This is a genomic window from Achromobacter sp. JUb104 (genome assembly GCF_024806975.1).
Taxonomy (GTDB): Bacteria; Pseudomonadota; Gammaproteobacteria; order Burkholderiales; family Burkholderiaceae_B; genus Achromobacter; species Achromobacter spanius.
The window spans coordinates 386,634-412,585 of sequence record NZ_JANUEY010000002.1; the positions used below are offsets into that span (position 1 = coordinate 386,634).

Annotated in this window: 23 protein-coding genes; 15 read left to right on the forward strand and 8 right to left on the reverse strand. The window is 65.0% G+C overall.

Features of this window, described 5'->3' with window-relative positions; translation table 11 throughout:
* Window position 1 precedes the first annotated feature (1 nt).
* The 5 genes from M2361_RS13750 (at window position 2) to M2361_RS13770 (ending at window position 6,421) form a co-directional block, all read left to right on the forward strand.
* Complete coding sequence (locus tag M2361_RS13750) at window positions 2–934, forward strand: alpha/beta fold hydrolase (protein ID WP_259249779.1); 933 nt, start codon at window positions 2–4, stop codon at window positions 932–934.
* Between the two features lie 76 nt (window positions 935–1,010).
* Entirely contained in the window at window positions 1,011–1,343 is a 333-nt protein-coding gene (locus M2361_RS13755) for a hypothetical protein (protein WP_100854710.1), read from the forward strand.
* A 332-nt stretch (window positions 1,344–1,675) separates the two neighbouring features.
* Complete coding sequence (locus tag M2361_RS13760) at window positions 1,676–4,471, forward strand: toxin VasX (protein ID WP_259249783.1); 2,796 nt, start codon at window positions 1,676–1,678, stop codon at window positions 4,469–4,471.
* Complete coding sequence (locus tag M2361_RS13765; protein ID WP_259249786.1) at window positions 4,468–5,451, forward strand: hypothetical protein; 984 nt, start codon at window positions 4,468–4,470, stop codon at window positions 5,449–5,451. The genes M2361_RS13760 and M2361_RS13765 overlap by 4 nt, the downstream gene beginning before the upstream one ends.
* Window positions 5,429–6,421 (forward strand): DUF6708 domain-containing protein, encoded by a 993-nt coding sequence (locus tag M2361_RS13770; RefSeq protein WP_259249788.1) that lies wholly within the window; start codon window positions 5,429–5,431, stop codon window positions 6,419–6,421. The genes M2361_RS13765 and M2361_RS13770 overlap by 23 nt, the downstream gene beginning before the upstream one ends.
* Before the next feature lie 65 nt (window positions 6,422–6,486).
* On the opposite strand, the gene M2361_RS13775 is transcribed toward M2361_RS13770, so the two are convergent.
* Together M2361_RS13775 and M2361_RS13780 are read right to left on the reverse strand one after the other, a co-directional pair.
* Window positions 6,487–7,029: a GNAT family N-acetyltransferase gene (locus M2361_RS13775; protein WP_259249790.1), complete on the reverse strand. Its 543-nt coding sequence runs from the start codon at window positions 7,027–7,029 to the stop codon at window positions 6,487–6,489.
* A 7-nt stretch (window positions 7,030–7,036) separates the two neighbouring features.
* Window positions 7,037–7,606, reverse strand: a complete 570-nt coding sequence (locus M2361_RS13780; RefSeq protein ID WP_259249791.1) for a helix-turn-helix domain-containing protein — start codon at window positions 7,604–7,606, stop codon at window positions 7,037–7,039.
* A gap of 72 nt (window positions 7,607–7,678) precedes the next feature.
* Between M2361_RS13780 and M2361_RS13785 the strand changes: the two genes are divergently transcribed.
* The 7 genes from M2361_RS13785 to M2361_RS13815 all read left to right on the forward strand — a co-directional run bounded on the left by M2361_RS13785 (window position 7,679) and on the right by M2361_RS13815 (window position 13,432).
* Window positions 7,679–9,223, forward strand: a complete 1,545-nt coding sequence (locus M2361_RS13785; protein WP_259249792.1) for a phospholipase D family protein — start codon at window positions 7,679–7,681, stop codon at window positions 9,221–9,223.
* A 129-nt stretch (window positions 9,224–9,352) separates the two neighbouring features.
* Window positions 9,353–10,063 carry a 2OG-Fe(II) oxygenase gene (locus tag M2361_RS13790; protein ID WP_259249794.1) on the forward strand — a complete coding sequence of 237 codons (711 nt, stop codon included), beginning with the start codon at window positions 9,353–9,355 and terminating at the stop codon, window positions 10,061–10,063.
* 10 nt (window positions 10,064–10,073) lie between these two features.
* Window positions 10,074–10,727 carry a DNA oxidative demethylase AlkB gene (gene alkB / locus M2361_RS13795; RefSeq protein WP_259249796.1) on the forward strand — a complete coding sequence of 218 codons (654 nt, stop codon included), beginning with the start codon at window positions 10,074–10,076 and terminating at the stop codon, window positions 10,725–10,727.
* A gap of 107 nt (window positions 10,728–10,834) precedes the next feature.
* On the forward strand, window positions 10,835–11,224 hold the full coding sequence (locus tag M2361_RS13800; protein WP_100854704.1) for a VOC family protein: 390 nt from the start codon (window positions 10,835–10,837) through the stop codon (window positions 11,222–11,224).
* A gap of 26 nt (window positions 11,225–11,250) precedes the next feature.
* Entirely contained in the window at window positions 11,251–12,132 is an 882-nt protein-coding gene (locus M2361_RS13805) for an AraC family transcriptional regulator (RefSeq protein WP_259249799.1), read from the forward strand.
* 141 nt (window positions 12,133–12,273) lie between these two features.
* A complete protein-coding gene (locus M2361_RS13810) occupies window positions 12,274–12,642 on the forward strand; it encodes a cupin domain-containing protein (RefSeq protein WP_259249800.1) in 369 nt (122 codons plus the stop codon).
* A gap of 43 nt (window positions 12,643–12,685) precedes the next feature.
* Window positions 12,686–13,432, forward strand: coding sequence for an SDR family oxidoreductase (locus M2361_RS13815; protein WP_259249802.1), 747 nt, complete (start codon window positions 12,686–12,688; stop codon window positions 13,430–13,432).
* A gap of 47 nt (window positions 13,433–13,479) precedes the next feature.
* On the opposite strand, the gene M2361_RS13820 is transcribed toward M2361_RS13815, so the two are convergent.
* Complete coding sequence (locus M2361_RS13820) at window positions 13,480–14,016, reverse strand: MgtC/SapB family protein (protein WP_259249803.1); 537 nt, start codon at window positions 14,014–14,016, stop codon at window positions 13,480–13,482.
* 188 nt (window positions 14,017–14,204) lie between these two features.
* Between M2361_RS13820 and M2361_RS13825 the strand changes: the two genes are divergently transcribed.
* Complete coding sequence (locus M2361_RS13825; RefSeq protein WP_259249805.1) at window positions 14,205–14,978, forward strand: SDR family oxidoreductase; 774 nt, start codon at window positions 14,205–14,207, stop codon at window positions 14,976–14,978.
* Between the two features lie 33 nt (window positions 14,979–15,011).
* Here the strand turns inward: M2361_RS13825 and M2361_RS13830 are convergent, their stop codons facing one another.
* Window positions 15,012–15,704, reverse strand: coding sequence for an HAD family phosphatase (locus M2361_RS13830; protein ID WP_259251480.1), 693 nt, complete (start codon window positions 15,702–15,704; stop codon window positions 15,012–15,014).
* 157 nt (window positions 15,705–15,861) lie between these two features.
* On the opposite strand from M2361_RS13830, the gene M2361_RS13835 reads away from it, so the two are divergent.
* Window positions 15,862–16,503: a 2OG-Fe(II) oxygenase gene (locus tag M2361_RS13835; RefSeq protein ID WP_259249806.1), complete on the forward strand. Its 642-nt coding sequence runs from the start codon at window positions 15,862–15,864 to the stop codon at window positions 16,501–16,503.
* A gap of 778 nt (window positions 16,504–17,281) precedes the next feature.
* Here the strand turns inward: M2361_RS13835 and M2361_RS13840 are convergent.
* The 3 genes from M2361_RS13840 to M2361_RS13850 all read right to left on the reverse strand — a co-directional run bounded on the left by M2361_RS13840 (window position 17,282) and on the right by M2361_RS13850 (window position 21,402).
* On the reverse strand, window positions 17,282–19,759 hold the full coding sequence (locus tag M2361_RS13840; RefSeq protein WP_259249808.1) for a TonB-dependent receptor: 2,478 nt from the start codon (window positions 19,757–19,759) through the stop codon (window positions 17,282–17,284).
* Window positions 19,760–19,855: 96 nt separating this feature from the next.
* Entirely contained in the window at window positions 19,856–20,887 is a 1,032-nt protein-coding gene (locus tag M2361_RS13845) for a FecR domain-containing protein (protein ID WP_259249810.1), read from the reverse strand.
* Window positions 20,884–21,402: a sigma-70 family RNA polymerase sigma factor gene (locus M2361_RS13850; RefSeq protein WP_259249812.1), complete on the reverse strand. Its 519-nt coding sequence runs from the start codon at window positions 21,400–21,402 to the stop codon at window positions 20,884–20,886. The genes M2361_RS13845 and M2361_RS13850 overlap by 4 nt, the downstream gene beginning before the upstream one ends.
* Window positions 21,403–21,590: 188 nt before the next feature.
* Here M2361_RS13850 and M2361_RS13855 point away from each other — a divergent pair, with 188 nt between their 5' ends.
* Window positions 21,591–23,240, forward strand: coding sequence for an ATP-binding protein (locus M2361_RS13855; RefSeq protein WP_259249815.1), 1,650 nt, complete (start codon window positions 21,591–21,593; stop codon window positions 23,238–23,240).
* A 1-nt stretch (window position 23,241) separates the two neighbouring features.
* Here M2361_RS13855 and M2361_RS13860 read toward each other — a convergent pair whose 3' ends face one another.
* Window positions 23,242–25,731 carry a TonB-dependent siderophore receptor gene (locus tag M2361_RS13860; RefSeq protein ID WP_259249816.1) on the reverse strand — a complete coding sequence of 830 codons (2,490 nt, stop codon included), beginning with the start codon at window positions 25,729–25,731 and terminating at the stop codon, window positions 23,242–23,244.
* Window positions 25,732–25,952 lie beyond the last annotated feature (221 nt).

The window sequence follows — 25,952 nt, forward strand, 5'->3', positions numbered from 1 at the left end:
CATGCCCGCCTACGCCCAGGTACAAACACCCTTGCTGGATATCGCCTACCTGGAATGGAACCCCGCCGGCTCGCGCACCGCCGTGCTGGTGCATGGCTGGCCGGACAGCCCGGAATGCTGGACCCCGGTCGCGGCGCGCATGGCCGCAGAAGGCTACCGCGTGCTGTGCCCCGCGCTGCGCGGCTTTGGACCGACGCGCTTTCGGCACGCCGCCACGCCGCGCAGCGGCGAGCTGGCCGCACTGGGGCGCGATCTGCTGGACTTCATCGACGCACTGGCCTTGGACCGCCCCACGCTGGTCGGCCACGACTGGGGCGCACGCGCCGCCGCCAACGCCTGCGGCCTGCGGCCCGGCGTAGCGACGCAACTGATCCTGCTGTCGGTAGGCTACGGCACCAACGACCCGAACCAAGTGCTGCCGCTTATGCAGGCGCGCAACTATTGGTACCACTGGTACATGGCCACGCCCCGGGGCGCGGCCACGGTGCGCGACGACCGCCTGGCCTTTGCCCGCATGATGTGGGACACCTGGTCGCCCGGCGCCTGGTACGCGCCGGATGATTTCAACGAAGCGGCGCGCGCGTTCGACAACCCCGATTGGGCTGACGTCGTGCTGCATTCCTACCGGCACCGCTGGGGGCATGCCGAAGGCGACCCGGCCTACGCGGCCGACACCGCCCGACTCACCCCCGCGCCCGTATTGACGGTACCAACGCTGGTGTTGCATGGTGGGGCCGATGCCGCCAACCACCCCGCCACGTCCGAGGGCAAGGAACACTTTTTCAGCGGCGCTTACGAACGCCAGGTGCTGGACGGCGTGGGCCATTTCCCGCAGCGGGAAGCCCCGCAGGCCGTGGCGGATGCCATCCTGCGGTTCTGCGCGACACCCGGCAATGACGCCCTGCCGGGCAGCCCGCCACGGAATGGCGGATAATCCGTCTGTTTCCCGCCGCGCAACGCGGCGGATTTTTGTGGGCGCGTGGCGCGCCCGACAGCATTCGGAGTCAACTATGCATCGCGGCATTCAGGCGATTGAACACTTCATGGAATCCATCGGCCTGACCTGGCGCCCCGGCTCGACCGAAAGCGCCGAGCTGCGCGTCAGCTACCGCATCGGCAACACCCGTCCGCTGGGCATTGACCGCACCTTGGTCGAGTTCCATTGCGACGCCAAGCGCCCCAAGGTCTGGGTGCCCGAGTTCTCGCGCACCAGCTTTCACCAGTGGTTTGAAGTGCCGTTCCAGGAATTCGAGTTCACCCCCGGCGGCTCGATGCTGAAGATCAAAGCCCCCGCGCGCGGCAACGCGCCCCCGTACAGCGTGGGGATCAAGCCGCTGGCTTGATGGATGAAGTCCCGTGCCTGCGGCGTGCCGCAGGGCAAGCGGGCCAGATTTGACTCGATCGGGTCAAATCTGGCCCGTTTTTATTGTTGCTTATCAATGGCTTATAAAAATCGAGTCAAAACTGGCCCGATTTCTTGTGAAAAACCCCGGTTTTTAGGGGTGCAACGAAGAAATCCGCGTCCACATCGGGTTTTGTATTTCACAAGTCATTGATTCAAAAAGGATAATTTTCAGTTCCTTAACCTGGCACCGTTCTTGCATAAGAGGGCATGGCGGCCGTTTCGGCCCGCCATCCGGCTTTTCCAGCCGCGACGACAAGAACGGAGCCCGTCATGCCCCCCAGCGCCTGCCCGAAAGCCCTGCAAGCCCCGCATCCCAGTTCCAAGTTGTTGGGCAAGGCGGTATCTCCCCCGGCCTGCGAAGCCGCCATTCCCCTGTACCCCTTGCGCTATGGCATTGCGGATTCGCCTTATCGCACCGATATCCATCAGACGCTGGCGACACCGGACTATCCCGCCCTGACAGGCGACAAGGCTTATGGCCTGCGCGTGCTGCGGCCGGGAACCTATGTGTACCTGTGCTACTTCCGGGATGGAAGGATGTGGAACCGCCACTACCAAGTCACGGAAGACATCCGCTTTGCGCCAATCTGGTGGGGCGAGGCGGACTACGCCCATTCGACGCCGGGTTCACAAGTGCAGCCAGACACGACCGGCGCGGCGCCTTGCGTATGGGTGCCGCCCGCCGCGCGTGACAGCCAGGTCTATCTGCTGGTAAGCGACACGATCCTGACGCATGAAGCCCTATGGGAAGTCGAGACCAACGCGGACGGGCGGCGCGATGCGCTGGCCACGGTCGTCGCCCCGTTCAACGGCCCGGAGCAGCCCCACGTATTCAACGCAGTGCTGTTGACGCTGGCCACGCCGGAACTGATGCGACCCACATTAGGTGGCGTGCCCACGTACTACCCCTGGAGCGAGATCACGCCCGCGAAACACTATCCGGACGTGAACGACATCGTCAGCCGGATGCATGCCGTTCTGCGTTTCCACGGAGATGTCGTGCCGCTGGCGGTCGTGCTGCACGACCCCGTGGGCATCGCCAGCGAACTCAACTACCTGTGCGCCGCCCAGGTCAAGAAGCGTGACGACTATCAGGCGCAAAGCAAGCACCGGCTGCACAGCGCCGGCCTGATCGACGCCTACTTCAAACAAGCCGAAGCCGCCAGCAAGACCCCGCCCGCCTTGACCGCGCTCGCCCGCCAGCGGGCGCTGGTGAACCTGGCGGGAGCGCGGGAATTTGCTCCCGCGTATCAAGCCCGAGTCACCACATTTCAGGCCGACATCACTCGCGCATGCGCGGACGTGGTCGCCTGGCTGCAAGGTGTGCACAAGGCGGGATTACTCGGGCAAGCGTTCGGACTCTTCGACCTGCGCTGCCCGCACAACGCCAGCAACTTTGAAGCGGTTGTCCTGCATTGCTTTGGCGCTACGGTGCATTCAGACGACGGGCTGGCGGAACTGGCCAGGCACATCGAAGCCGCCCCGCACATTAGCCCCCTGTGGCGCGCGCTGGGCGCGGGCGACGAGCCGCTGATGGCGCGGCTGGCAGCACCGATGACCATCGGCAAAGGCGTGTACGACGCGGTGGACCGCGTGCTGGAAGAACGGCCCGGCACGCCGATTACCGATCTGCTGACACGGCTGCTGTGGCCGTACCTTGGAAGCGCTTCTGTGCAGGCTGCGGATATTCAGGTTCGGCGATTGCGGCATATCGGCGAAATGCGCTTTGGGATAACGGTCGGACGCCGACTGGTGACGCCGCAACAGTATTTGGCGTATAGCGGGGAATTGCAGGGGTATGTAGCGATGGGGCGTGAGGTGCAAGTGCGATGGCCTGGGGCGTTTTTGCCTGCGGCAGGCACGGGCACAGCCAAGCGCGTGCAGGCGGCGAGCGTTGAGATTTGGGAATGGGAGACGGTGGGGACGACGACGGTTGTTGATATGGATCCGGAGGGGAATCCGCTGATCAGGAATTTGAATCGGCTGAGAGCTGCGGCCGGGGCGGTGTCGACGGGTGTGGGGGGTGGGTTGGCGATTTGGGGGATGAGGAATGCGGTTGTGGGGTGGGAGAAAGAACGCAATATGGCTTCCATTACTTCGTTGTTTGGCGCTGGAGCAGCACTCCTCGCCGCATCGACCGAAACTGTCAGTCTCTCAATTTCGACTCTCGCCGCAAAGCGAGGAGACCTCGCCTATTCCAAGGCGGCAAAGGTCTTCGGCGTAAAGTGGGGCGCCACTGCCGCCGGGACGCTTTCCATCAGTTTGTTTGCAGTGGCAGATCTCTTTCGTGCGGCCCGCGCCAGCGACGACTCCAACCCGGAACAATCACGACTGTATCTGTACTCGGCGCTGTCCGGAGGCGTTTTGGCACTTGCCACCGGGGCGGGCGGCACTGCAACAGTCGCCACGATGTTAGGAGGCGGGAAAGCTGTCGCCGTTCTGGGGCTGACACCCGCGGGCTGGGCCGTCATCGCAATCTTGGCAATAGGCGCCGTCGTCTACTTCACCCTTCAAGCCGATCAGGCCCAACACCCCCCCCTGGAAATCTGGCTCAAGCACTCCGCCTGGGGCGTCGCCACGCCGCGCTTCACGCTGCCGCAAGAACTGCATGCCTGGCACAGCCTGCACTTCAGCCCCCGCATCACCCCGCAATGGCAGTCCCTGCGCGGTGTTGCCGGCAACCTGCGTATCAGCTGCATGCTGCCCGAGACGTCCGGGCAGGACGACTTTCAATCCAAACTCAAACTCACGCTTTACGGAATGCCACTGGAAACCGTGGACACCTCCACTGCTTTCTGCACGCCCGGCGCATGCGTGGATCTCAACAGGCAATACGTTATCGGCCCGTTGAACAATGGCCCTGGCCCGGAACGCGGATGGCGGATCAGCATGCACGAGGATGCCAAGGTCGAGCTGACGTACCTGTACCGTCCCGATACCCAGAACTTGCCCTCAATCGGCCTGGAACAACCAGGCGCGCCCGAACCGCTGGTGTTCACCTCATCGGGTTTCTTCTCTGACTCCATCGACCCCGCCAAGCTGGCTCCCGTCAAGGCGCCGACATGAGCAGGCACAACGACATCGTCAAGCGGCTTCCTCGTAGCCTCCTATTTGGGGCCAAGCGATTTGTTCGTCGTCATCTTGCGTCTGAAGATGTGCCGAAAGGCGGTACGCCACTTTCCGAAATACTGGGAATACGTCGGGTCAATAATCAATGCATAGAGCTGGAGCCATACGGCAACGTGATACGGAACGTCCACGCAAACAGCATTGGTGTGTTTTTCATCATGGGAACGGCCTCGTCAGCGTTCATCTGGTCCATTACGCCGTCGCCCATTGACATTGAAATCTGGCTAGTCCTGTTTATCGCGCCCTGGGCCATGGCGGCATTTGGTGGCTTCATGTATCTGTGCACACGCCGCCTCTTCGGGAAATTCCGCGGGGGCTTCATTCGCATCCATCGTGGCACCCGCAAGCTTTACTTCGTCACGCCACGGGACGGACGTCTCATGACGCTCGAATGGGATCAGATTCAGGCCCTGGCCGGCTACATTCCAACGATCGGCGCAGCCGGATATAGCAGTCACTATCCCCTTTACCTGATCGCCGTCGACTGGAATCAAACTCCGCCAAAAGAAATATGCGTTTCCTGCGGCAACCTCGGCTGGCGGGACGGCGGGGTTTCCGCGAAACAACTGTGGGATTGCCTGCAGATATTCATGCAACACGGATCCGACGCCTTGCCAGAGCCTCCGTCGGTCCCTCCGCGCCTATCACGCAAACAGACCTTTCTGCGTTGCTATCGCAATTGGGCTGAGAGGTTTGTCCACGACCTCTCCACGCCGAAAGGCAAACGATGGGCTCCACTGTGGATTCCCGCCAAGGTCCTCTGGCTGATCTGCATCGTGTTCCCCGACAGCCTCGCCGAGTTCATTGAATACAACGTGCCCTATACGTCCTTCCCCAAAGAGATCGACGCGCTCTGCGGCTTCAACGAAAAGCGCGTTCCCATCATGCGGCTGAATGGTGAACGCATTGACTCGTGATCACACCGACATCGTCCAACGACTTCCTCGATCGCTTCTGATCGGTGCGAAACGACTTCCTCAGGGCCCAATTCGCCGGCCAAAGAGCATAGATGTCGAAGGCGACGGCATGTTCGCAATACGGCGAATTAGCGAACAAGCTATTGAGTTGGAACCTTTCGGCAACCTGATGCGCAATGTGTTTGCCAGTGGCATTGGTGTGAGCTTGGTCATGGGCACTGGAATTTCGATACTCTTCTCGATCTTCGCCGCGCCTCCGCTCCCCCCCTCGATTGTGCTGTTGCTGTTTCTAAATCCGTGGCTGGGTGCAGCGTTCGTCTGCATTCCTTACTTTCTCACCCGCCACTATTCAGGAAAGTTCCGTGGCGGCTTCATCCGCATTCATCGCGGCACACGCAGGCTCTACGTAGTCACTCCTCGCGACCAGCGATTGCGGATACTTGAATGGGACCAAATTCAAGCCCTGGCCGGGTACGTTCCCACGGTCGGGGCAGCCGGGTATAGCAGCCAATATCCCCTTTATCTAATCGCCGTTGACTGGAATCAAACCCCTCCCGCGGAAGTCTGCGTGTCCTGCGGCAACCTCGGCTGGCGAGACGGTGGAAGCTCCGCCAAGGAGCTATGGGACTGCCTCCGGATCTTCATGGAACACGGCGCCGACGCGTTGCCGCAACCGCCCCCCATCCCACCCCGCCTATCACGCAAAGAAACCTTCCTGCGTTTCTACCGCGACTGGGCTGACAAATACCGCCGTGACCTCGCGACCCCAAAGGGAAAGCGATGGGCGATCTTGGTAATCCCCGCAAAGATCCTGGCACTGATCTGCATCGTGTTCCCCGACAGCCTTGCCGAGTTCATCGAATACAACGTGCCCTACACGTCCTTCCCCAAAGAGATCGACGCGCTCTGCGGCTTCAAGGAAAAGCGTGTTCCCATCATGCGGCTGAATGGTGAACGCATAGACTCGTGATCAAACTCGAACGGTAGAACGCCTTTATACAAAGCTCTGCGGCTTCGTCGACCTGCCTGTTCCCGTCACACCCGCTTGTACATGATCGTCGTCGCATCGACCTTGCCCGGGTCATGCGGGTCGCGGCTGAAGCCGGGGATTTGTCCCACCGCGATATAACCGGCCGACGTATACAAGGGTTCGGCGCTATCGCCCGTGCGGGTGTCCAGGGTGATCAGGCTGCGCCCGAGCTTCACGGCTTGCGTTTCGGCTTCGTTGAGCAGGCGGCGGGCGATGCCGCGGCGGCGGAAGTCCGGATGGACCAGCAGCTTGCGGATCTCGGCCCGATGCGGTTGATTGGGTGGCGTATCGCAATCCAGTTGCACGGCGCCGGCCAGCCGGCCGCCCTCTCGCGCGACCCACAACGACAGACCACCTTGCGCAACCGCGGGCAGTACTTTGATCCGCCAGAACGCATTGGCGTCGTCCATTGAAAACGGCAGGACAAAGCTGACGCTGGCGCCATCCTGCACGCAGGCGTGCAGCAGGCCGCTCAGTTCGGCCAGGCAGGCTTCCGCGGCGTCGGCCGTCAGCAGGGTCAGTTCAACGCGGTTGTTGTCGTGGGGCATGGTGGGCTCAGACGATGAACAGCAGATAGCGGGCGCCGCGTTGCGGCGGGGTCACGAACAGGCTGGCGCCGAACAGTTGGTAGCGCAGACAATCGCCGGGCGCCAGGGTGTACGACTGTCCATCAACGGTGATGCTCAGTTCGCCTTCCAGCATCAGCAGGTGGTGTTCCAGGCCGGGCCGGGGTGATTGCTCGTAGGCAATGCGGGCGCCGGGCGCCAGTTCGCAGGCCAGGACTTCGCCGGCAAGTTGCTGCGCGGGCGGGGATACCGAACGGCGGCGAAAGCCCGCGCTGTCGTCGACCCACACGGCCTGGGCGTGTTCGGGCACCAGCGGCGCGAAGTCGTCTTCCACCATCATCATCAGGCGCGACATGGTCAGGCCGTGCGCGGCGCACAACTTGCCGAGCACGGCGGCGGTGGGGCTGACGTCGGCGTTTTCCAGGCGCGACAAGGTGGCGCGGCTGACGCCCGCCAAGCCGGCAAGCTCGTCCAGCGACCAGCCGCGTTCTTGCCGCAGCGCCTTCAGCCGCTGGGCGATGCGGCGGTCCAGATCAGTATCGACGGGTATGTTTTCCATATATGGGAATTTATCTCACATACGAAAACCCGGCAAGATCGGATCTTAAATAAAACTTCGGCACAATACGGCATGCCTTTGGCCAGAATCCTACTCATGTCTCTCCTTTGCCTATCGTTTTTGGGCGGCTGCGCCCTGCCGCCGTTGGACAAACGCAGTGAATCGCAGGCCTTGACGCCTGACGAGTCGCTGGCCACGCCGCTGGGTCGCGGCATTGCGCCTCGGGCGGCGGCCCACCCCGGAAAATCCGGCATCCACCCCTTGAGCGATGCCCATGACGCCTTTGCAGCCCGCATGATGCTGGCGCGCGCGGCCGAGCGCAGCCTGGATGTGCAGTACTACATCTGGCACAACGACATGACCGGCACCATGCTGCTGGAAGCGCTGCACGAAGCCGCCGACCGGGGTGTGCGCGTGCGCCTGCTGCTGGACGACAACGGCACGGCTGGTCTGGACAAGGTGTTGGCCGCGCTGGATACGCACCCCAATATTGAAGTGCGGCTATACAACCCTTTCGTGCTGCGCTGGCCGAAGCCCTTGGGCTACGTCACGGATTTCAGCCGACTGAATCGACGCATGCACAACAAGTCATTCACCGCCGATAACCAGGCCACCATCATCGGTGGCCGCAACATCGGCGATGAGTACTTTGGGGCGGGCAGCGGCGTGTTGTTCACCGACCTGGACGTGCTGGCCATCGGTGCGGCGGTCAATGATGTATCCAAGGACTTCGACCGCTACTGGGCCAGCGACTCCGCCTACCCGGTGGACCGCTTGCTGAAACCGGCCCTGCCCGGCGAACTGGAAGCCCTGGAGGAACAGGCCAGCAAGGTCGAGCGGTCACCCGAGGCCGCCACGTATGCCGAAGCGCTGAAGCAGTTGCCGTTCATCCGGCAACTATTGCAAGGCGAGCTGGAACTGGAATGGGCCGAGACCCGCATGGTCAGCGACGACCCGCGCAAGACGCTGGGCACCGCGCCGCGCGAGGCCATGCTGCCGCACCAGCTTTACGACATCATCGGCACGCCCACCCGCGACATGGAACTGGTGTCGCCCTATTTTGTGCCGACGGCCGACGGCACCCAGTCCTTTGCAAGGCTGGCGCGAAACGGCGTGAAGGTGCGGGTGCTGACCAATGCCTTAGAGGCCACCGATGTGGCGGTGGTGCATTCCGGCTACGCCAAGCGCCGCAAGGACCTGCTGGTCAGTGGCGTCGAACTGTATGAAATGAAGCGCAAGGCGGGTGGGGCCGAGCGCAACAAGAGCATGGGACCGTTTGGGAGTTCGGGTTCCAGCCTGCATGCCAAGACCTTCGCGGTGGACGGCCAACGCATCTTTGTCGGGTCGTTCAACTTTGATCCGCGATCGGCCACGCTGAACACCGAACTGGGATTTGTGATCGACAGCCCCACGCTGGCGGGCCGCATTGCCGAGGCGTTTAGAGAAGACGTGCCCAAGGTGGCGTATCGGGTATGCCTGGACGAGCAAGGCAGCTTGTACTGGCTGGAACAGCGCGACGGCAAGACGCTGCGGCACAACACCGAGCCGGGCACGTCGGCGTGGAAACGGTTCTCGGTGTGGTTCGTGTCGCTGTTGCCGCTGGAATCGATGCTGTGACGCCATCGCAACAAGCGGAGTTCACGGCGACCGCGACGGACGTAGACTGATCTGTTTGAGACCCAGCGTTTCAGCCGCTGCGGTTCAAACCCCGCTTTTCAGCGCCATACCCGCCTTGAACGTTCCACCATGACCGCCCCGCCCCGCCCTGCTTTGCCCGACCTGGACTGGACCGCCGCCACGCAGTCCCTGGACGCGCACGGCAATGCGATCCTGCCCGGCCTGTTGACCCCCGCGCAATGCACCGATCTGGCCGACGCCTATTCCGAAACGGACCGCTATCGCAGCCGCGTCGTGATGGCGCGACATGGCTTCGGGCGCGGCGAATATCAGTACTTCGCCTACCCGCTGCCGCCCCTGCTGCAAGGCCTGCGCACCGCGCTGTACCCCCGCCTGGCGCCCATCGCCAACCGATGGAACCGGCAGATGGGCATCGCCGTGCAATACCCCGATGATCACGCCGCCTTTCTGCAACGTTGCCACGACGCCGGGCAACGGCGGCCCACGCCCCTGATCCTGCAATACGGCCCCGGCGACTACAACTGCCTGCATCAAGACCTGTACGGTGAACACGTGTTTCCCCTGCAAGTGGCGGTGCTGCTGTCGCGCCCGGGCGTGGATTTCACGGGCGGTGAATTCGTCATGCTGGAAACCGGCAGCCGCGAGCAGCGCGCCGAGGTGCTGCCGCTGCAACAAGGCGACGCGCTGATCTTCACCGTGAACCAGCGGCCCGTGCCGGGTACGCGCAGTTGGCGCAAAGTGGCGATGCGCCACGGCGTGAGCACGCTGCGCAGCGGCCGGCGCCATACGCTGGGCCTGATCTTTCACGACGCGCAGTAGCCGCAAAGCCATGACGCTGGATCTGTTCAACGACGAAGACACCACCCAGCACGGCCGCGAGCAGATCGGCCCGCAGTCTTTCGTGCTGCGCGGGTTTGCGCTGCCCTACAGCGACGCGCTGCTGCAAGGGGTGGACGCGGTGGCCGCGCGGTCACCGTTTCGCCACATGCACACGCCGGGCGGCTACACCATGTCGGTCGCGCTGACCAATTGCGGAACGCTGGGTTGGACGTCGGACGCGCACGGCTACCGCTACACGCGCATCGACCCGCTGTCCGGCCAGCCCTGGCCCGACCTGCCCGACGCCTTTCTGCGCCTGGCCCAGGCCGCCGCGGCCGATGCGGGTTTTCCAGGTTTTACCCCCGATGCCTGCCTGGTGAACCGCTACGAACCCGGCTCGCGCCTGTCGCTGCACCAGGACAAGAACGAACGCGATTACGACGCGCCCATCGTGTCGGTGTCGCTGGGCATGCCCGCCCTGTTCCTGTTCGGCGGCCACGCGCGCACGGACAAGGCCGCGCGGGTGCCGCTGTTGCATGGCGACGTCGTCGTCTGGGGCGGGGTGGACCGGCTGCGCTATCACGGGGTGCTGCCGATGAAGGACGCGCCTCACCCACGGCTGGGCAGCCAACGGGTCAATTTCACGCTGCGCAAGGCGGGTTGACCCCTAAGGCCACGCGTCCCAGGGCCCCGCCCGCAAGGCCAATTGAGGGCAAAGCGGCGCGGCCGGGTTAGCATAGCCGCACGCTTAACCTCAAAGAGAGTCCTGACATGCATTCGCTGGGCCGTCTCGTCCTTCTCGTGAACGACTACGACACCGCCATTTCCTTCTATCAAGACAAGCTGGGCATGGAGGTGTTCGCAGATATGCCCGTGGGCCAGCAGCGCTACGTGCACCTGCGCCTGCCGTCCCAGCCTGCCGTGGGCGTCTGGCTGTTGCAAGCCCTGACCCAGGCGCAGCGCGACCGCGTCGGCGACCAGACCGGCGGCCAGCCGGTTGGGGTGTTCTACACCGACGACGTCATGCGCGACCACAGCAACTTCACCGCGCGCGGGGTGCGCTTCACCAAGGAGCCCATCCATGACGACACCACCATTTATGCCCACTTCATTGACCTGTACGGCAATGAATTCATACTGGTGCAAATGAAGCGCCCCTAGCGCTCCTGGCGCCACGCAAGACCGCCATGACCCTGGCCAACCCGAAACAGGACTGGATTCTCCGCGCGGCCACCTCCGGCCACGTCGAGCGCATCGAAGCCTATTTCGGTGGTCATGGCTACGACATGCACCGCCACGACACCTACGCCATCGGGCGCACCCTGTCGGGCGTGCAAAGCTTCCATTACCGTCGAGACTTCCGGCACAGCCTGCCCGGCGGCACCATCGTGCTGCATCCCGATGAGCCGCACGACGGTCAGGCCGGCACCGAAGCCGGCTTCCACTACCGCATGATCTACGTCGAACCCGCGCTGATCCAGCAGATTCTGGGCGGCCGGCCGCTGCCGTTCATCGCGGGCGGCCTCTCTGGCGACGCCCGGCTGCACGCCGCCAGCGGCGCCTTGTTGCTGAACACGCAGGAAGCGCTGGACCCGCTGCGGGAAGACGACGCGCTGTATGACCTGGCCCACGCGCTCTGCGCCGCGGCGGGAGGGCCTGGCGGGCGGAAAGCGGGGCCACGAACGGGGCAACAAACGGGGCAACAAACGGGGCAACAGAGAGGACGACAGACGGGTCGGCGGTCCGCCGACTACGTGGCCGCCGAGCGCGCCCGGCACTACATCCATGACTCGCTGGACACGACCATCACCTTGGACGCATTGGCGGCGGCGGCCGGAAAAGACCGCTGGAGCCTGTCGCGCGATTTCCGCGCGCTGTTCGGCACCAGCCCTTACCGCTATGTGATGTTGCGCCGGTTGGACCTGGCGCGCCGGCTGATCGCCACCGGCATGCCCTTGGCGGATGCGGCGGCCCATGCCGGTTTCACCGACCAAAGCCACCTGACTCGCCGACATGTCCAAACCTACGGCATGCCCCCGGACCGGTGGCGGCGCATGCTGCACGCCTAGCCCGCGCCAGCTGACCAAGCCCGCCTGGGCATGAAGCCGCCTGATCCCTCCCCACCCCCGCCCAAACCTGCAAGAACGTACAAGACGCGACGCCCCGGTGCGCCCTAATCTGTACCTCTCTCTTCTTGTCCAGGTTCCACCATGCCCCCCATTTCCGCCATCAATATCGCCGGCAAGCTTGCGTTGTTTTCCGAGCACTGGCGCCCCAAGGTCATCGCGCAGATGAACGACTACCAGTTCAAGGTGGTCAAGGTGCAAGGCGATTTCGTCTGGCACAGCCATGCCGACACCGACGAAACCTTTATCGTGGTCAGCGGCCGATTGCGCATCGACCTGCGCGACGGCCACATCGACCTGGGGCCCGGCGAAATGACCGTCATCCCCAAGGGCGTGGAACACAAACCCTGTGCCGTCGAGGAAACGCATCTGATGCTGGTGGAACCCTGCGGCGTGCCCAATACCGGCGACCAGGGCGGCGAGCGCAGCGCGCCCAACGACGTCTGGATTTGAGCCCCTTGATTCTGCTACCGTGAATTCCCCCCAGGAGGACACCATGCCCAAAGTCATGCTCGTTACCGGCGGCAGCCGTGGCATCGGCGCCGCCGTCGCCAAGCTGGCCGCGCGCCGCGGCTACGCGGTCGGCATCAACTACCGCACCCACTCTGACGCCGCCGACGCCGTCGTGGCCCAGATCCAGCAGGCGGGCGGCACCGCGCTGGCCATCCAGGCCGACGTGTCGCAAGAGGACGATGTGCTGCACATGTTCCGCACGCTGGACGAGCGACTGGGCCGCATCGATGCCCTGGTCAACAATGCCGGCATCCTCGAAACGCAGATGCGCCTGGACCAGATGGAAGCCGACCGCCTGCTGCGCGTGCTGTCCACCAACGTCATCGGCGCTTTCCTGTGCGCGCGCGAAGCCGTGCGCCGGATGTCGACGCGCCATGGCGGCGTGGGCGGCGCCATCGTCAACGTGTCGTCCGCAGCGGCGCGCCTGGGTTCGCCCAATGAGTACGTGGACTACGCGGCCTCCAAGGGTGCGCTGGACACGATGACCATCGGCCTGTCCAAAGAGGTGGCGCCCGAAGGCATCCGCGTGAACGGCGTGCGCCCCGGCACCATCTACACCGACATGCACGCAAGCGGCGGCGAGCCGGGCCGGGTGGACCGCCTGAAAAGCGTGATCCCGCTGCGGCGCGGCGGCTCGGTGGAAGAAGTGGCCGGCGCCGTCATGTGGCTGTTTTCCGAGGAAGCCGGCTATACCAGCGGCTCGTTCATCGACGTGTCCGGCGGCAGTTGAACGGATCGCTGGAGGGGTAGCAGGAGGGGCTACCTGCCTGCCGAGGCTCAGCCGTTGCCGCGGGGTTTGTCGTCGGTGGCGATGACGCCCTTGTTCTCCGGGCCGTCGGAAATGCGCGCCTCGACGCGGCGCAGCACCGCAAGCACGAACAACGCCAACAAGGTGCTGACCAGCGCCGTGGCTTCGCGGCCCATGCCTGCCGCCACACCGATGGCGGCGGTCATCCAGATGCTGGCGGAAGTGGTCAGCCCGTGGATCTCGCGTTCATCGCTGAGCTTGATGATGGCGCCCGCGCCCAGAAAACCGATGCCGGCGATCACCCCCTGCAACACCCGGCTAAGGTCACCGACTTCCATGCCGCCCTGCAAAGGCACCAAGACAAAAATGGCCGCGCCCAGCGCCACCAGCATATGGGTACGCAAGCCCGCCGCCTTGCCGCTGCGCTCGCGCTCGAACCCCAGCATGCCGCCCAGGATCACCGCCATGCCCAGGCGAAGGACAATGCGCGTGGCTTCGCCAACATCCGGAATGTCCGCGAATTCGCTACGCACGGTGGACCAGATTTCAAACCAGACTTCCGCCATCTGTTGCATCCTGAAAGGCACGGGTTGAAGGGAGTGGGGTGAAGGCAACGAGGTCAACGTGATGAGGTGGGTCGAGCATAGCAGGCGCGGCCGCGCCCGCGCCATGTCCGCGCTGGCACCGGCCGCGCAACTGGTTTACAACCAATGCGTGCCCCGCGCGTGCGGGCGTGAAACCACAGGAGCCATACATGGACTTGCAGCTTGACGGAAAGCGCGTGCTGATCACAGGGGCATCCAAGGGCATCGGCCTGGCCTGCGCCGCGGCCTTCGCGCGCGAGGGCGCCGACCCGATTCTGGTGGCGCGCGACGATGCGGCGCTGCATCACGCCACGGCATCCATCCTTGAACAAAGCGGCCGCGCGGCGCATGCCATCACGCTGGACCTGGCCCTGCCTGGCGCGGCGGAAAAGCTGGCCAAGGAAACCGGGCCCATCGACATCCTGGTCAACAACGCGGGCGCGGTGCCGGGCGGCGCGCTGGATCAGGTGCAAGACGAGCGCTGGCGCGCGGGGTGGGAACTGAAGGTACACGGCTACATCAGCCTGGCGCGCTGCTACTACCCGCACATGCGCGAGGCGGGCGCGGGCGTCATCGCCAACATCATCGGCATGGCGGGCGCGGCGCCGCGCGCGGACTACATCTGCGGCGCGGCGGCCAATGCCTCATTGATTGCGTTTACCCGCGCGCTGGGCGGCGAAGCGCCCCGCCACGGCGTGCGCGTCTTTGGCGTCAACCCCTCACGCACACGAACTGACCGCGTGCTGACGCTCGCCCGGCAACGCGCCCAAGCGCGCTGGGGCGACGAGACGCGGTGGCAGGAAACGCTGTCGGACCTGCCCTTCAACCGCCTGATGGAACCCGACGAAGTGGCCGACATGATTGTGTTCGGCGCGTCGCCGCGCGCGGGTTACCTGAGCGGCACGGTGATTGACCTGGACGGCGGCGAGCAGTACGCAAAATAGTGCGGCGGCCGGCGCTTGGGCCGGCCAGATAACTCAGCGCGCGCCGGCTTGCCAGCCCGCCAGCAGTGCGGGTAGTTGCGTCATGTCGGTGAACACATGGGCCACGCCCACATTGCGCAGTGCCTCGGCGCCGCTGTGGCCGTTGGCGTCGGGGCTGTAGCCGAACACCGTGGCGCCCGCGGCCACCCCGGCGGTGGCGCCGGTGACCGTGTCTTCAACAATGGCGCAACGCTTGGGGTCAACACCCAGCGCTTGCGCGGCGGCCAGGTACACGTCCGGAAACGGCTTGCTGCGCGGCATCTCGTGACCGCTGAAGACACGCCCGTCAAAACACTCGGCAATGCCGACCTTGGCCAATTGCAGTTCCACCTTGTGGCGGTCGGCGCCGGACGCCACGGCGATGCGGCCGTCCAGCGCTCGGTGCAAGGCGCGCACCGCATCGGGCGCGCCGGGAATTTCCAGCAGGTCGCGATCCAGCGCGGCGTTGCGGCGCTGGCGGAATTCACCGAACCAGTCCGGCCCCAGCTTGGCGCCGGTACGCGCTTCGATCATCGGCAGCTCGTCCTTGACGGCCTTGCCCGTGAAGATGCGCATGGTTTCTTCGTGGGTGATGTCCCAGCCCAGTTCATTCAGCATCTGGGCCAGCACGTGGCTGGTGATGGGTTCGGAATCAACCAGCACGCCGTCACAATCGAACAACACGGCGTCAAAGGGGAAATCAGTCATGGGGCGGGCAGCGGAAGTCAGGTTCATGAAGCGGGTAAGCATACTGCATGGCATGGGGCCAGCCTGACGGCCCGCCCTGGCCGCAAGCTTCGGAGTGACGCGCGCGGCAGTGCGCGATTAAGCTGGGTGACCACGTAACTGAACGCCCCCGTATGCCATGACTTCCCCCTTCCCTGAAGCGTCGCACCTGCCGCAGGACCACTACGACTGGGTCCTGATCGGCCAACAGCTGGACGCCGACGGCTGGGCGCTGCTGCCGGGATTCTTTTCGCCGGAGGCCGCGCGCCGCCTCGCCCAGGCGGACAGCACCGCCACGCTTGAAGCGCTGCGGGCATCGTTGTACCGCCGCCTGCTGCCCATCGCCCGCGCCTGGGCGGACGCGCTGCAACAAGACGCGCCATACCCCGATGACTTCACCACCTGGATGCAACACAACCGCAACGCGGGCCAGGCCCGCCCCTTGTCCGCCATCCAGCACTTAGGGCAAGACGACTATCAGCCACTGACGCAGCATGCGGACGGTGATGTCGCGTTTCCGTTGCAGCTTGTCGCCCTATTGTCTGATCCGGACACCGCATTCACCGGCGGCGAATTCGTCATGACCGAACAACGCCCCCGCATGCAGTCGCGCCCCATGGTGCTGCCCTTGCGCTACGGCGACGCGGCGGTCATTGCGGTGTCGCACCGTCCGGTGCGAGGCGTCAATAGCGTCTATCGGGTGACCGCGCGGCATGCGATCAGCCGAGTGCGCGCCGGCCAGCGCGTGGGGCTGGAACTGCTGCTGCACGACGGGCCTTGATGGGCCGATGGGACGGTCGTTGGGTGGGCCGTTGGGTGGGTCGTGATGCCAAAGCGGAAATTGCCGTACGGGCACCGGTGCTTGATGGGTTACGCGCGTTCGGCGTTGGGGTTCTTGCCCTGGGTTTTGCGCGCTTCACCCATCCTACGTGCATGGGTCTGGAGTGGGATCGTAGGATGGGTGAAGCGCGAGGTGAACGATAGAAGAAGACCAAGCTCGAACGCGCGCAACCCATCGGACGGTCGTGATCCCATAGCCGAAATTGCCGTGCGGGCACCGGCGTTTGATGGGTTACGCGCGTTCGGCGTTGGGGTTCTTGCCTTGGCGTTTGCGCGCTTCACCCATCCTACGTGCATGGGTCTGGAGTGGGATCGTAGGATGGGTGAAGCGCGAGGTGAACGATAGAAGAAGACCAACCTCGAACGCGCGCAACCCATCGGACGGTCGTGATGCCATAACGGAAATTGCCGTACGGGCACCGGTGCTTGATGGGTTACGCGCGTTCGGCGTTGGGGTTCTTGCCTTGGCGGTTGCGCGCTTCACCCATCCTACGTGCATGGGTCTGGAGTGGGATCGTAGGATGGGTGAAGCGCGAGGTGAACGATAGAAGAAGACCACGCTCGAACGCGCGCAACCCATCGGACGGTCGTGATGCCATGGCGGAAATTGCCACACGGTGACCGGTGCTTGATGGGTTGCGCGCGTTCGGCGTTGGGGTTCTTGCCTTGGGTTTTGCGCGCTTCACCCATCCTACGTGTGTGCCCAACCTCGCGTCCCGTCAAAAATCCATCGACGCTGACAGCATCAGTGTGCGCGGCACGCCTTGCGAGATCGTGCCGTAGGATGCCACGCCGGACCAGTACGCGCGGTTGGTTACGTTGACGAGGTTGGCCCGCAAGGTCACGTCCTTGCCCTGGACCCGCGTGGCGTATCGCGCGCCCAGGTCGAAGGTGGTCCATGACGGCACCGATTGTGTGTTGGCCTGATTGATATATTCGCGCCCGGTGTAGACCATGCCGCCCGTCAACGTCAGGCCCGCCACCCACGGCGTGTCCCATTCGGCGCTGAGATTGGCCGAGAACTTGGGCACGCCCACCGGCTGGTTGCCCAGCGTGGCGGCGCTGTTGGTGCGCGTAAGTTCGGCGTCCAGCCAGGTCACGCCCCCCAACAGGCGCAGGCCGCGCAGCGGTTCGCCGGACAGGTTCATTTCCAGGCCGCGGTTGCGTTGTTCGCTGTCCGCGCCGTACACGCCGTTGGTCAACTGGCCGCTGGGCTTGGTGATTTCGAAGGCGCTCAGGCTCAGCATCGCGCTGTCGAACTCCACCTTCACGCCCACTTCCTTCTGCCTGGCCTTGTAGGGCTTGAACACCTGGCCGGCGTTGGACGCCGTGGCGGGCGCCACATCGCCTTTGCTCAGGCCTTCGACGTAGTTGGCGTACAGCGAGACATTGCTCCACGGTTTGACGACCAGGCCGGCGAGCGGCGTGGTGGCGCTTTCGTCATAGCTGACCGTACGCACGCCCGTCACCGCATTGAAATTGCGCGACTCAATACGCTGCTGACGCAGGCCCAGCGTCAGTTGCGCGCGTTCGTCCAGGATGCTCATCGTGTCGGCCAGCGCCAGGCCGGACAGGTCCGACGACGAGACCTTGGGCACGTTGCGCGGCGCGGGAATGTGCTGCTCGGGGCGGGTGATGGGGTGGTAGATGTTGGACGTAAGCGGCGTACCCGACACGCTGGCCTGCAAGTTGCGATCGCTGTACAAGCTGCCCATGAAGCTGATCGCGTGACGCACGGGACCCGTATCCAGCTTGGCGCGCAGGCCGGCGTTATACGTGCTGCGTTCAACCTTGAAGCGGAAGTTGTTCGGCGTCACGAGCGTGTCGCCCGCGCCGTTCACGATGGTGGGCGTCTGGTCCGACAGGCGCGACACATCGGTGTCTGACCCGCCCGCATCGGCGAACACGGTCAGGCGGTCGCTGATGTCGTATTCCACGCGCAGCAGCGCCGATTGGCCGTCGGACTTCCACCAGCCCCAGGGCTGCGTGGCGTTGCGGCGGCCATCGGCCGCGCGCGGCACATCAATGCCCGCAGCCACCAGGAACGGGCGCGTCGGCGCGTCCACTTTTTCGTGCTGCGTCAGCAGGTCCAGCGACGCGCGCAGGCGCTCGCCCTGATAGTCCAGCGACAAGGCGCCGATGTCGGTGCGCGAATACAGGTTGTCCAGCGGCGTGTCGCCCTGACGATGCATGCCGTTCACGCGCACGCCCCATTCGCCGTCGTTGCCGAAGCGCCGACTTAGGTCCACCCGACCGCCAAACTGCGAACTGCCCACGTAGTCGGCGGACAGCCGCGTCAGGTCTTGCGGCAGCGAACGCTTGGGCACCATGTTGATCACGCCGCCCACGCCGCTGTTGGGCGACATGCCATACAGCAAGGCGGCGGGGCCTTTCAACACTTCCACCCGTTCGATGTAGTCGGTGAAGACGTGATAGTTGGGCGCCACGCCATACACGCCGTCGAACGCGATCTCGCCCAGGTTGCCTTCGCCGATGGGAAAGCCGCGAATGTAGAACGAGTCGGTCACGCCACCGATCTGCCCGGTAAAGCGCACGGACGGCTCGGCGTTCAGCGCGTCGGCCAAGGTCACCGCCTGGCGGTTGGCCAGCAATTCCGAGGTGTAGCTGGTGAGGTTGAACGGCGTGTCCATGACGTCGCGGTTACCCAGGAAGCCCATGCGGCCGCCGCGCGCCACCTGCCCGCCCGCGAATTCCGGCGGCAAGGTGGACGCGCTGATGCCCGAGCCCGCCACCGTGATGCTGGGCAGCAGCGTGGCCACGCCGCCGTCTGCCTGGGGCAGCTTCTGCAAGGAATACGCGCCCGCGCCCTGTTCCGCCACCGCGTAGCCGGAACCCCCAAGCAATTGCGCGAACCCTTCGCGCACGGTGTACGAACCCGAAAGCCCTGCACTGCGCTGGCCCGCCAGCAAGGCCGGGTCGAACGACAGCGGCACGCCCGCCGCCGCCGCGAATTGCGCCAGCACATCGCCCAGCGGACCCGCGCCAATTGCGTAGGACTTGCGCGCATCGGCGGCCGCCGCGACGCCAGCGGCTTCGGCGGCACTGACCGACGCGGGCGCGCCCGACACGGCCAACAGCATCAAGCCCATGCCTGCGGACTGCATCATGGCTGCCACGGGCGACAGGGCGGCCATGCCACGGGGCAGGCGCTGCGAATGGGAATTTCGGGAAACCATGAAACGATCCTTCGTAGGGGACGGGGTGGCTCGCGTGTCGCGACGATTCACCCGGTACACCGGACGAGGCGCAGAAAAGGCTCAAACAAATGGCGATTAATTTGTAACGTCCGCGCGCGGCGCGACCGTGGTCCAGAACGGCGTCACGCGGCTTATCCGCACCGGCAGGGTTTTTTCCAGCAGGCGCAGGCTGCCGTCGATATCGGCCAACGGGAACGCACCCGAGACGCGCAGCCCGGCCACGGCCGGATCGCAACGCAGCACGCCCCGGCGATAACGGCCCAGTTCATCCACCAGATCGGCCAAGCGCCAATTGCGCACCGCCAACATGCCCTGCTCCCATGACGCGGACACGGCGTCCACCGCCGACAGGGGCGCCACCTGGCGCGCGGTGAATACCGTGTGCTGGCCAGCGGGAAGGATGACCGCCGCAACGCCCGCCTCTTGCGGCTGGATCTGGACGGCGCCTTCAAACACCGCCACGCGGATGCTGCCGCCGTCGTCGCGCACCATGAAGCGTGTGCCCAGCGCGCGTATCGTCCCTTGTGAGGTATGCACGATAAAGGGGCGATACACGGGCGACGGATCGTGGCCGGTGGTCAGCAGGATTTCGCCCGCGCGCAGCCACAACACGCGCGCGTCGGCGGTGTATTGGATATCGACCGCGCTGGCCGTGTTCAACACCAACCGCGTGCCGTCGGCCAGATCCATCTGACGCCGTTCGCCCGTGGCGGTGCGCGCATCCGCCGCCCATTCGCGCCAAGGCAACATGCGCCAGCCGGCCAGCGCCGCCGGCCCCAGCACCAGCAGCGCACCCAGTGCGCGCAGGGCTTGCCGGCGGCCGGCGCGGCGGGAATGCTGATCGGCCCGGCGCAAGGTGTCACGCACGATGTCGGGCGGCACCTGCCCAAAGCCGCGCAGCATGTCTTCCACCCGCGCCCAGGCCGCGCCATGCGCCGCGCTGCGGGTGCGCCAACGGTCGAAGGCTGTGCGGTCGGCGGCGGACAAGGTTTCGGATTGGAAGCGCACCAGCCAGCCGGCCGCCTGTTCCAGAATGGCGGGGTCGATGGCGGGATTGGTTGCCGCGTTGGATGCGGGATTGGTTGCAGGGTTAGAGGCGCCTGTCATGCCGCATGCACCTGATAGGCGATCAGGCACGCCGTCAGCGCGCGCTGCATGTGGCGCTTGACGGTGGCCAGCGACACCCGTTCCCGCACCGCGATGTCGGCATACGCCATGCCATCGAACTGCGACAACAGGAAGATGTTGCGCGTCTTCGCGGGCAGGGTCCGCAAGGTGGCGTCGATGGCGTGCAGGGTTTCAAGAATTTGCGCGCGCACTTCGGGCGACGGCGCCTCGCGCGCGGGCAGACATGCAATGGCAGCCAGATAAGCCTCTTCCAGCGCGCGGCGGCGCCAGTGGTCAACGACCAGGCCCTTGGCGATATGGGTCAGCAAGGCGCGCGGCTCGGGGCCCGCGTCGTGGCGGCGCGCGCTGATCAGGCGGACAAAGGTGTCGTGCGCCAGGTCGGCGGCGTCGAACGAGTTGCCCAGCTTCTTGCGCAACCACATCGACAGCCAGCCATGATGGTCACGATAGAGCTTCGTGACGGAATCGGCGGCGTGGGATTCAGAGGCAGACAAGATGCACCTGGCGCAATATTGCAAATGGGAACGATTTCTATTTTATCTGCTTTTTTTCCGCCACCCACGACCTGTTAAAAAACCTGCCGCCGCCTTGATATATGGCATGCTGAATTGCTTAACTTCATAGGGGCGGTCGGATAGAATCAAGCACCTATTCAAGCCTCCATTCGACCGTAGACGCCGCCATGCAGAACCAGACTTTCGAGCCTTCTTTTCTTGCAGGCGGCGGCGAGATGGGCAAACGGGTCGCGGCCTACGATTGGTCCGCCACGCCGCTCGGCCCGATTGCCGACTGGCCCCCGGCGCTGTGCGTGGCCGTCGGCATGGTGCTGTCGTCCCGCTTTCCGTGCTGCCTGGTCTGGGGCCGCGAACTCATCACTATCTACAACGACGCCTTCCGCCCCATCCTGGGCGCCAAGCCCGAAGCGCTGGGCCGCCCGTTCAGCGATGTCTGGAGCGAGGTCTGGTCCATGATCGGCCCCATCGCCGACCGCGCGTTCGCGGGCGAGGCCACCTTCATCGAAGACTATCCGCTGGTGCTCCAGCGCTTTGGCCAAGCCGAAGAAGCCACGTTCACGTTCTGCTACAGCCCGGTGCGCGACGAGCACGGGAACGTGGTCGGCATGATGGATACCGTCATCGAAACCACATCGCGGGTGCAAGCCGAACGCGCGCAGGCCGAAGCCTTGCGGCAGGCCGAAGACACCCTGCGCCAAAGCCAGAAGATGGAAGCCGTGGGCCAACTGGCGGGCGGGCTGGCGCACGATTTCAACAACTTGCTGATGGGCATCGCGGGTAGCCTGGAACTGATCAGCCTGCGTATTGCGCAGCAGCGCATGGGCGAACTGGAACGCCACATCGACGTGGCGCGGCGCGGCACCGAAAGGGCTGCCGCCCTGACCCATCGCCTGCTGGTGTTCTCGCGCAATCAACCACTGTCGCCGCAAGCGGTGGACATCAACCAACTCGTGCGCGGCATGGAAGACCTGGTGCGCCGCAGCGTCGGGCCGGGCATTGCGCTGGACCTGGCGTGCGAACCCCGGCTCTGGCCTGCCTGGGTGGACCCGCACCAGTTCGAAAACGCCCTGCTCAACCTTTGCCTGAACGCGCGCGACGCCATGGAAGGACAGGGCCGTCTTGGCATCGAGACAGCCAAGGTCACGCTGAACGCCCAGACGGCGCGCGAACGCGATCTGCCCGCCGGCGACTACCTGCGCCTGACCGTGACGGACACCGGCTGCGGCATGACGCCACAAATCGTGCAACGCATTTTCGAACCGTTCTACACCACCAAATCACCCGGCGAGGGTACCGGCCTGGGCCTGTCGATGATGTATGGCTTTGTGCGGCAGTCCGGCGGGCAGGTGCAGGTCATGTCACGGCCGGGCGAAGGCACGGCGATGAGCCTGTACTTTCCGCGATTCGACGGGGCGCCGACGCCGGTGGAATTGGCCGCGCGGCTGGAACCGCCGCGCGCCGCCGCGGGCGCGACCGTGCTGATCGCCGAAGACGATACGGCGGTACGCGCCGTCATGGTGGAAACGCTGGCCGAACTGGGCTATGCCGTGATCCAGGCCACCGACGGCGCGAGCGCCCTGCGCGCTTTGTCTGCCCCGGGTCAGATCGATCTGCTGATCTGCGATCTGGGCCTGCCGGGCCGCATGGACGGCCGCCAGGTGGTCGACGCGGGCCGCCTGTTGCGGCCCACGCTGAAGGTTCTGTTCATCACCGGTTCGGGCTCGCAGGCGCTGGCCGAAGCCGGCGCCCCCACCCTGCCCAAGCCTTTCGCGTTGGACGAACTGGCGCGCAAGGTGCATATGCTGATGAGCGCCTGACCTAGAGCTTGGGCGCGTAGCGGAACGTCAGCATGAAGTTGCGCGGTTGACCGTAGTAGTTGTTGCCGCCCAGCGTGTTGTAGGACGGCACGTAGTACTTCTTGTCGAACACGTTGTTGACGTTCAGGCCGATGCTGAGTTCCGGCGTGGCCTGATAGCCCACGCGCGCGTTCCAGACGGTGAAGCCGGCCAACTTGAATTCGCGGTCCGAGCTGACCGTGGCGGTTTGTGTGTTGACGCCCGCGCCCACGCTCAGGCGGTTCATCATGCCCGGCAGCTTGTAGTTGGCCCACAGGCGCAGCATGTGCTTGGGCGTCCAGGTGTTGAAGACCTGGCCCTTGTTGTCGGGGTCTTCCAGGTACTTGGTGGTGTTGTAGGTGTAGCCCGCATACAGCTCCAGGCCCTTCACCACTTCGCCCGACACTTCCGCTTCCACCCCCTGGCTGCGCACCTTGCCCGATGCGCGCGAGCAATACCAGCCGTCGCACGCGAAGCCGGCGTCGTAGTCATTGACGGCGCGGTTCTTGTGATCGTAGCGGAACAGCGCCAGCAGGGTGTTGACGCGGCCGTCGGCCAGTTCGCCCTTGATGCCCACTTCGTAGTTGTTGCCCTCGATGGGCTTGAGCAGGCTGCCGTCCAAGCTGCGTTGGGTTTGCGGTTCGAACACCGTGGTGTAGCTGGTGTAGGCCGACCAGTTGTCCGTCAGCGAATACACGATGCCGGCGTAGGGAATGAACTTGCCCGAGGTGTTGGACGTGGAGGTGCTGCCGGAGCCGGTGTAGGAATAGTCGAACCAGCCGACCCGGCCGCCGCCGATCAGCGCCAGGGACTCGGTGGGCTTCACGCGCCAGGTGCCGTAGATGCCCTTCTGGCGGATGTCGTAGGCGCTGCGCGAATCGTAGCCGCTGGCCTCGGCGATGGAATCGATGTCCTGCCACGGGCGATGGTGGTCGATGTCGAAGATGTTGCCGCCCGTTTCCCAGGCGCGCGTGAAGCGGTCCTGCGTGGTCAGCTTGGAGTAGTTGGCGCCCAGCACCACTTCCTGCTCCATGCCCAGCGCCGTGAAGTTGCCGTTGACCGACATGTCCAGCCCGCGTTGCTTGCTGGCGAAGTCCACGCCAAAGTTGCCGTAGGACAAGTCGCTGCCATCGGGCTGCACTTCGCCCGCCACGCGTTGGTGCACCGTCGTGTTCTTTTCGTTCATGGCCACGCCGGCCAGGCGGAAGCGCCAGGCGTCGTTGAAGCGATGCGTTACGTCGGCGTTGAAGATGGTCTGGTCGTTCTTGGCGCGGTTCCAGGTGGAGCCGGTAAAGGTGGAACGCGGCAGGTCGATGTCGCCGCCGTCGGCATAGCGCGGGTAGCCCACGATCATCGGGCGCGAACGGCTGTAGCGGTTGCTGATGCCGATGCCCACCGTGGTGTCTTCGGTCACGTCGAAGTCCAGCGCGGCGTACAGGTTGCGCGTCTTGTCCCACACGTAGTCGATGTACGAATGGCTTTGGTCTTCATCGACCACCACCCGGCCGCGCAGCGTGCCCGCATCGTTCAGCGGGCCGCCCGCGTCCAGCGTCAGGCCGTAGTGGTCCCACGAGCCGGCCTTGCCCGACAGCACCACCGATGGCTCGGCGCCGCCGCGCTTGCGCACCAGGTTGATGGCGCCGCCGGGGCTGCCCGCGCCTTGCAGCAGGCCGGCCGCGCCGCGAAGGATTTCCACGCGGTCGTAGAACACCAACGAGTCCTGTTCCCAGTTGCCCAGGCTGTAGCTGTTGCGCAGCAGGGCCACGCCGTCGTATTGCAGCTGGTCCACCGGAAAGCCGCGTGCATTGATCGCCACGCCCGGTCCCACGCCTTGCACGCCCACCATGCCGGCCGTGTTGTTGACGGCGTCGGGCAGGCTGGTCATGAGCTGGTCGTCCATCCGCTGGCGCGTCAGCACGGTGACCGATTGCGGAATGTCCTTGAGCGCCTGCGGGGTCTTGCCGATGGTGACGGCGGGCGACGTGTACGAGCCGGTGCCGTCCGTGGTGGGGTTGTAGCTGCCCGTCACGGTCACGGGCGCCAGCGTCGCGGCCTGGCTGGCGGCTGGCGCCTGCTGCAAGCGGTAGCCACCTTCGGCGCGGGCAACGGCCTGCAAGCCGGTGCCGGCCAGCAACTGGGCCAGCGCCGCGTCCACCGGGTACGTGCCGGACACGCCGCCGGTGCGAGCGCCCGCCGCCAGCGCCGGGTCGGACGCCACCATGACGCCGGCCTGCATGCCGAACGCGCCGAGGGCCGCGCCAAGCGGGCCGGGCGGAATGTCGAAGCGAACCGATTGGCGTAGCGGCGTTGTGGCTTGGGCTTGGGCTTGGGCTTGGGCTTGGGCTTGGGCCTGCACTACCGACGGCCACGGGGCGGCCAGCACGACAGCAGGCAACGCGACACGCAGGGCGAGGCTCAGGCGGGTGCGCGACGACAGACGCCAATGCGGCGAGGAAAGGTGGGCAAGTGACACGAGGGCTGCACGCGGGCGGACAAGCGACGGCAGGGCGAGCGAGCGGGCAAGTGACGGCTGGGCAAGCAGACGGGCAAGCGACGGGCGGGCAAGCCACTCTGCGCGGGCAGGACGAAAAGACATGTAGAGAATTCCTGGCTCATGAAGGAAGGACGCAGACTCGGCGGGGGGAGGCTTCCGGGCTGCTTTCCTTACATGACGCGCTGATGCGGGACTTACGC

What these genes read in the sequence shown, in the direction of transcription:
- M2361_RS13790 (WP_259249794.1), top strand. Translation starts at nt 9,353, where the DNA reads ATGACCGCCCCGCCCCGCCCTGCTTTGCCCGACCTGGACTGGACCGCC.
- M2361_RS13765 (WP_259249786.1), top strand. Translation starts at nt 4,468, where the DNA reads ATGAGCAGGCACAACGACATCGTCAAGCGGCTTCCTCGTAGCCTCCTA.
- M2361_RS13780 (WP_259249791.1), bottom strand. Translation starts at nt 7,606, where the DNA reads ATGGAAAACATACCCGTCGATACTGATCTGGACCGCCGCATCGCCCAG.
- M2361_RS13760 (WP_259249783.1), top strand. Translation starts at nt 1,676, where the DNA reads ATGCCCCCCAGCGCCTGCCCGAAAGCCCTGCAAGCCCCGCATCCCAGT.
- M2361_RS13755 (WP_100854710.1), top strand. Translation starts at nt 1,011, where the DNA reads ATGCATCGCGGCATTCAGGCGATTGAACACTTCATGGAATCCATCGGC.
- M2361_RS13810 (WP_259249800.1), top strand. Translation starts at nt 12,274, where the DNA reads ATGCCCCCCATTTCCGCCATCAATATCGCCGGCAAGCTTGCGTTGTTT.
- M2361_RS13825 (WP_259249805.1), top strand. Translation starts at nt 14,205, where the DNA reads ATGGACTTGCAGCTTGACGGAAAGCGCGTGCTGATCACAGGGGCATCC.
- M2361_RS13750 (WP_259249779.1), top strand. Translation starts at nt 2, where the DNA reads ATGCCCGCCTACGCCCAGGTACAAACACCCTTGCTGGATATCGCCTAC.
- alkB (WP_259249796.1), top strand. Translation starts at nt 10,074, where the DNA reads ATGACGCTGGATCTGTTCAACGACGAAGACACCACCCAGCACGGCCGC.
- M2361_RS13805 (WP_259249799.1), top strand. Translation starts at nt 11,251, where the DNA reads ATGACCCTGGCCAACCCGAAACAGGACTGGATTCTCCGCGCGGCCACC.
- M2361_RS13840 (WP_259249808.1), bottom strand. Translation starts at nt 19,759, where the DNA reads ATGGTTTCCCGAAATTCCCATTCGCAGCGCCTGCCCCGTGGCATGGCC.
- M2361_RS13770 (WP_259249788.1), top strand. Translation starts at nt 5,429, where the DNA reads ATGGTGAACGCATTGACTCGTGATCACACCGACATCGTCCAACGACTT.
- M2361_RS13830 (WP_259251480.1), bottom strand. Translation starts at nt 15,704, where the DNA reads ATGACTGATTTCCCCTTTGACGCCGTGTTGTTCGATTGTGACGGCGTG.
- M2361_RS13775 (WP_259249790.1), bottom strand. Translation starts at nt 7,029, where the DNA reads ATGCCCCACGACAACAACCGCGTTGAACTGACCCTGCTGACGGCCGAC.
- M2361_RS13855 (WP_259249815.1), top strand. Translation starts at nt 21,591, where the DNA reads ATGCAGAACCAGACTTTCGAGCCTTCTTTTCTTGCAGGCGGCGGCGAG.
- M2361_RS13845 (WP_259249810.1), bottom strand. Translation starts at nt 20,887, where the DNA reads ATGACAGGCGCCTCTAACCCTGCAACCAATCCCGCATCCAACGCGGCA.
- M2361_RS13835 (WP_259249806.1), top strand. Translation starts at nt 15,862, where the DNA reads ATGACTTCCCCCTTCCCTGAAGCGTCGCACCTGCCGCAGGACCACTAC.
- M2361_RS13820 (WP_259249803.1), bottom strand. Translation starts at nt 14,016, where the DNA reads ATGGCGGAAGTCTGGTTTGAAATCTGGTCCACCGTGCGTAGCGAATTC.
- M2361_RS13800 (WP_100854704.1), top strand. Translation starts at nt 10,835, where the DNA reads ATGCATTCGCTGGGCCGTCTCGTCCTTCTCGTGAACGACTACGACACC.
- M2361_RS13785 (WP_259249792.1), top strand. Translation starts at nt 7,679, where the DNA reads ATGCCTTTGGCCAGAATCCTACTCATGTCTCTCCTTTGCCTATCGTTT.
- M2361_RS13815 (WP_259249802.1), top strand. Translation starts at nt 12,686, where the DNA reads ATGCCCAAAGTCATGCTCGTTACCGGCGGCAGCCGTGGCATCGGCGCC.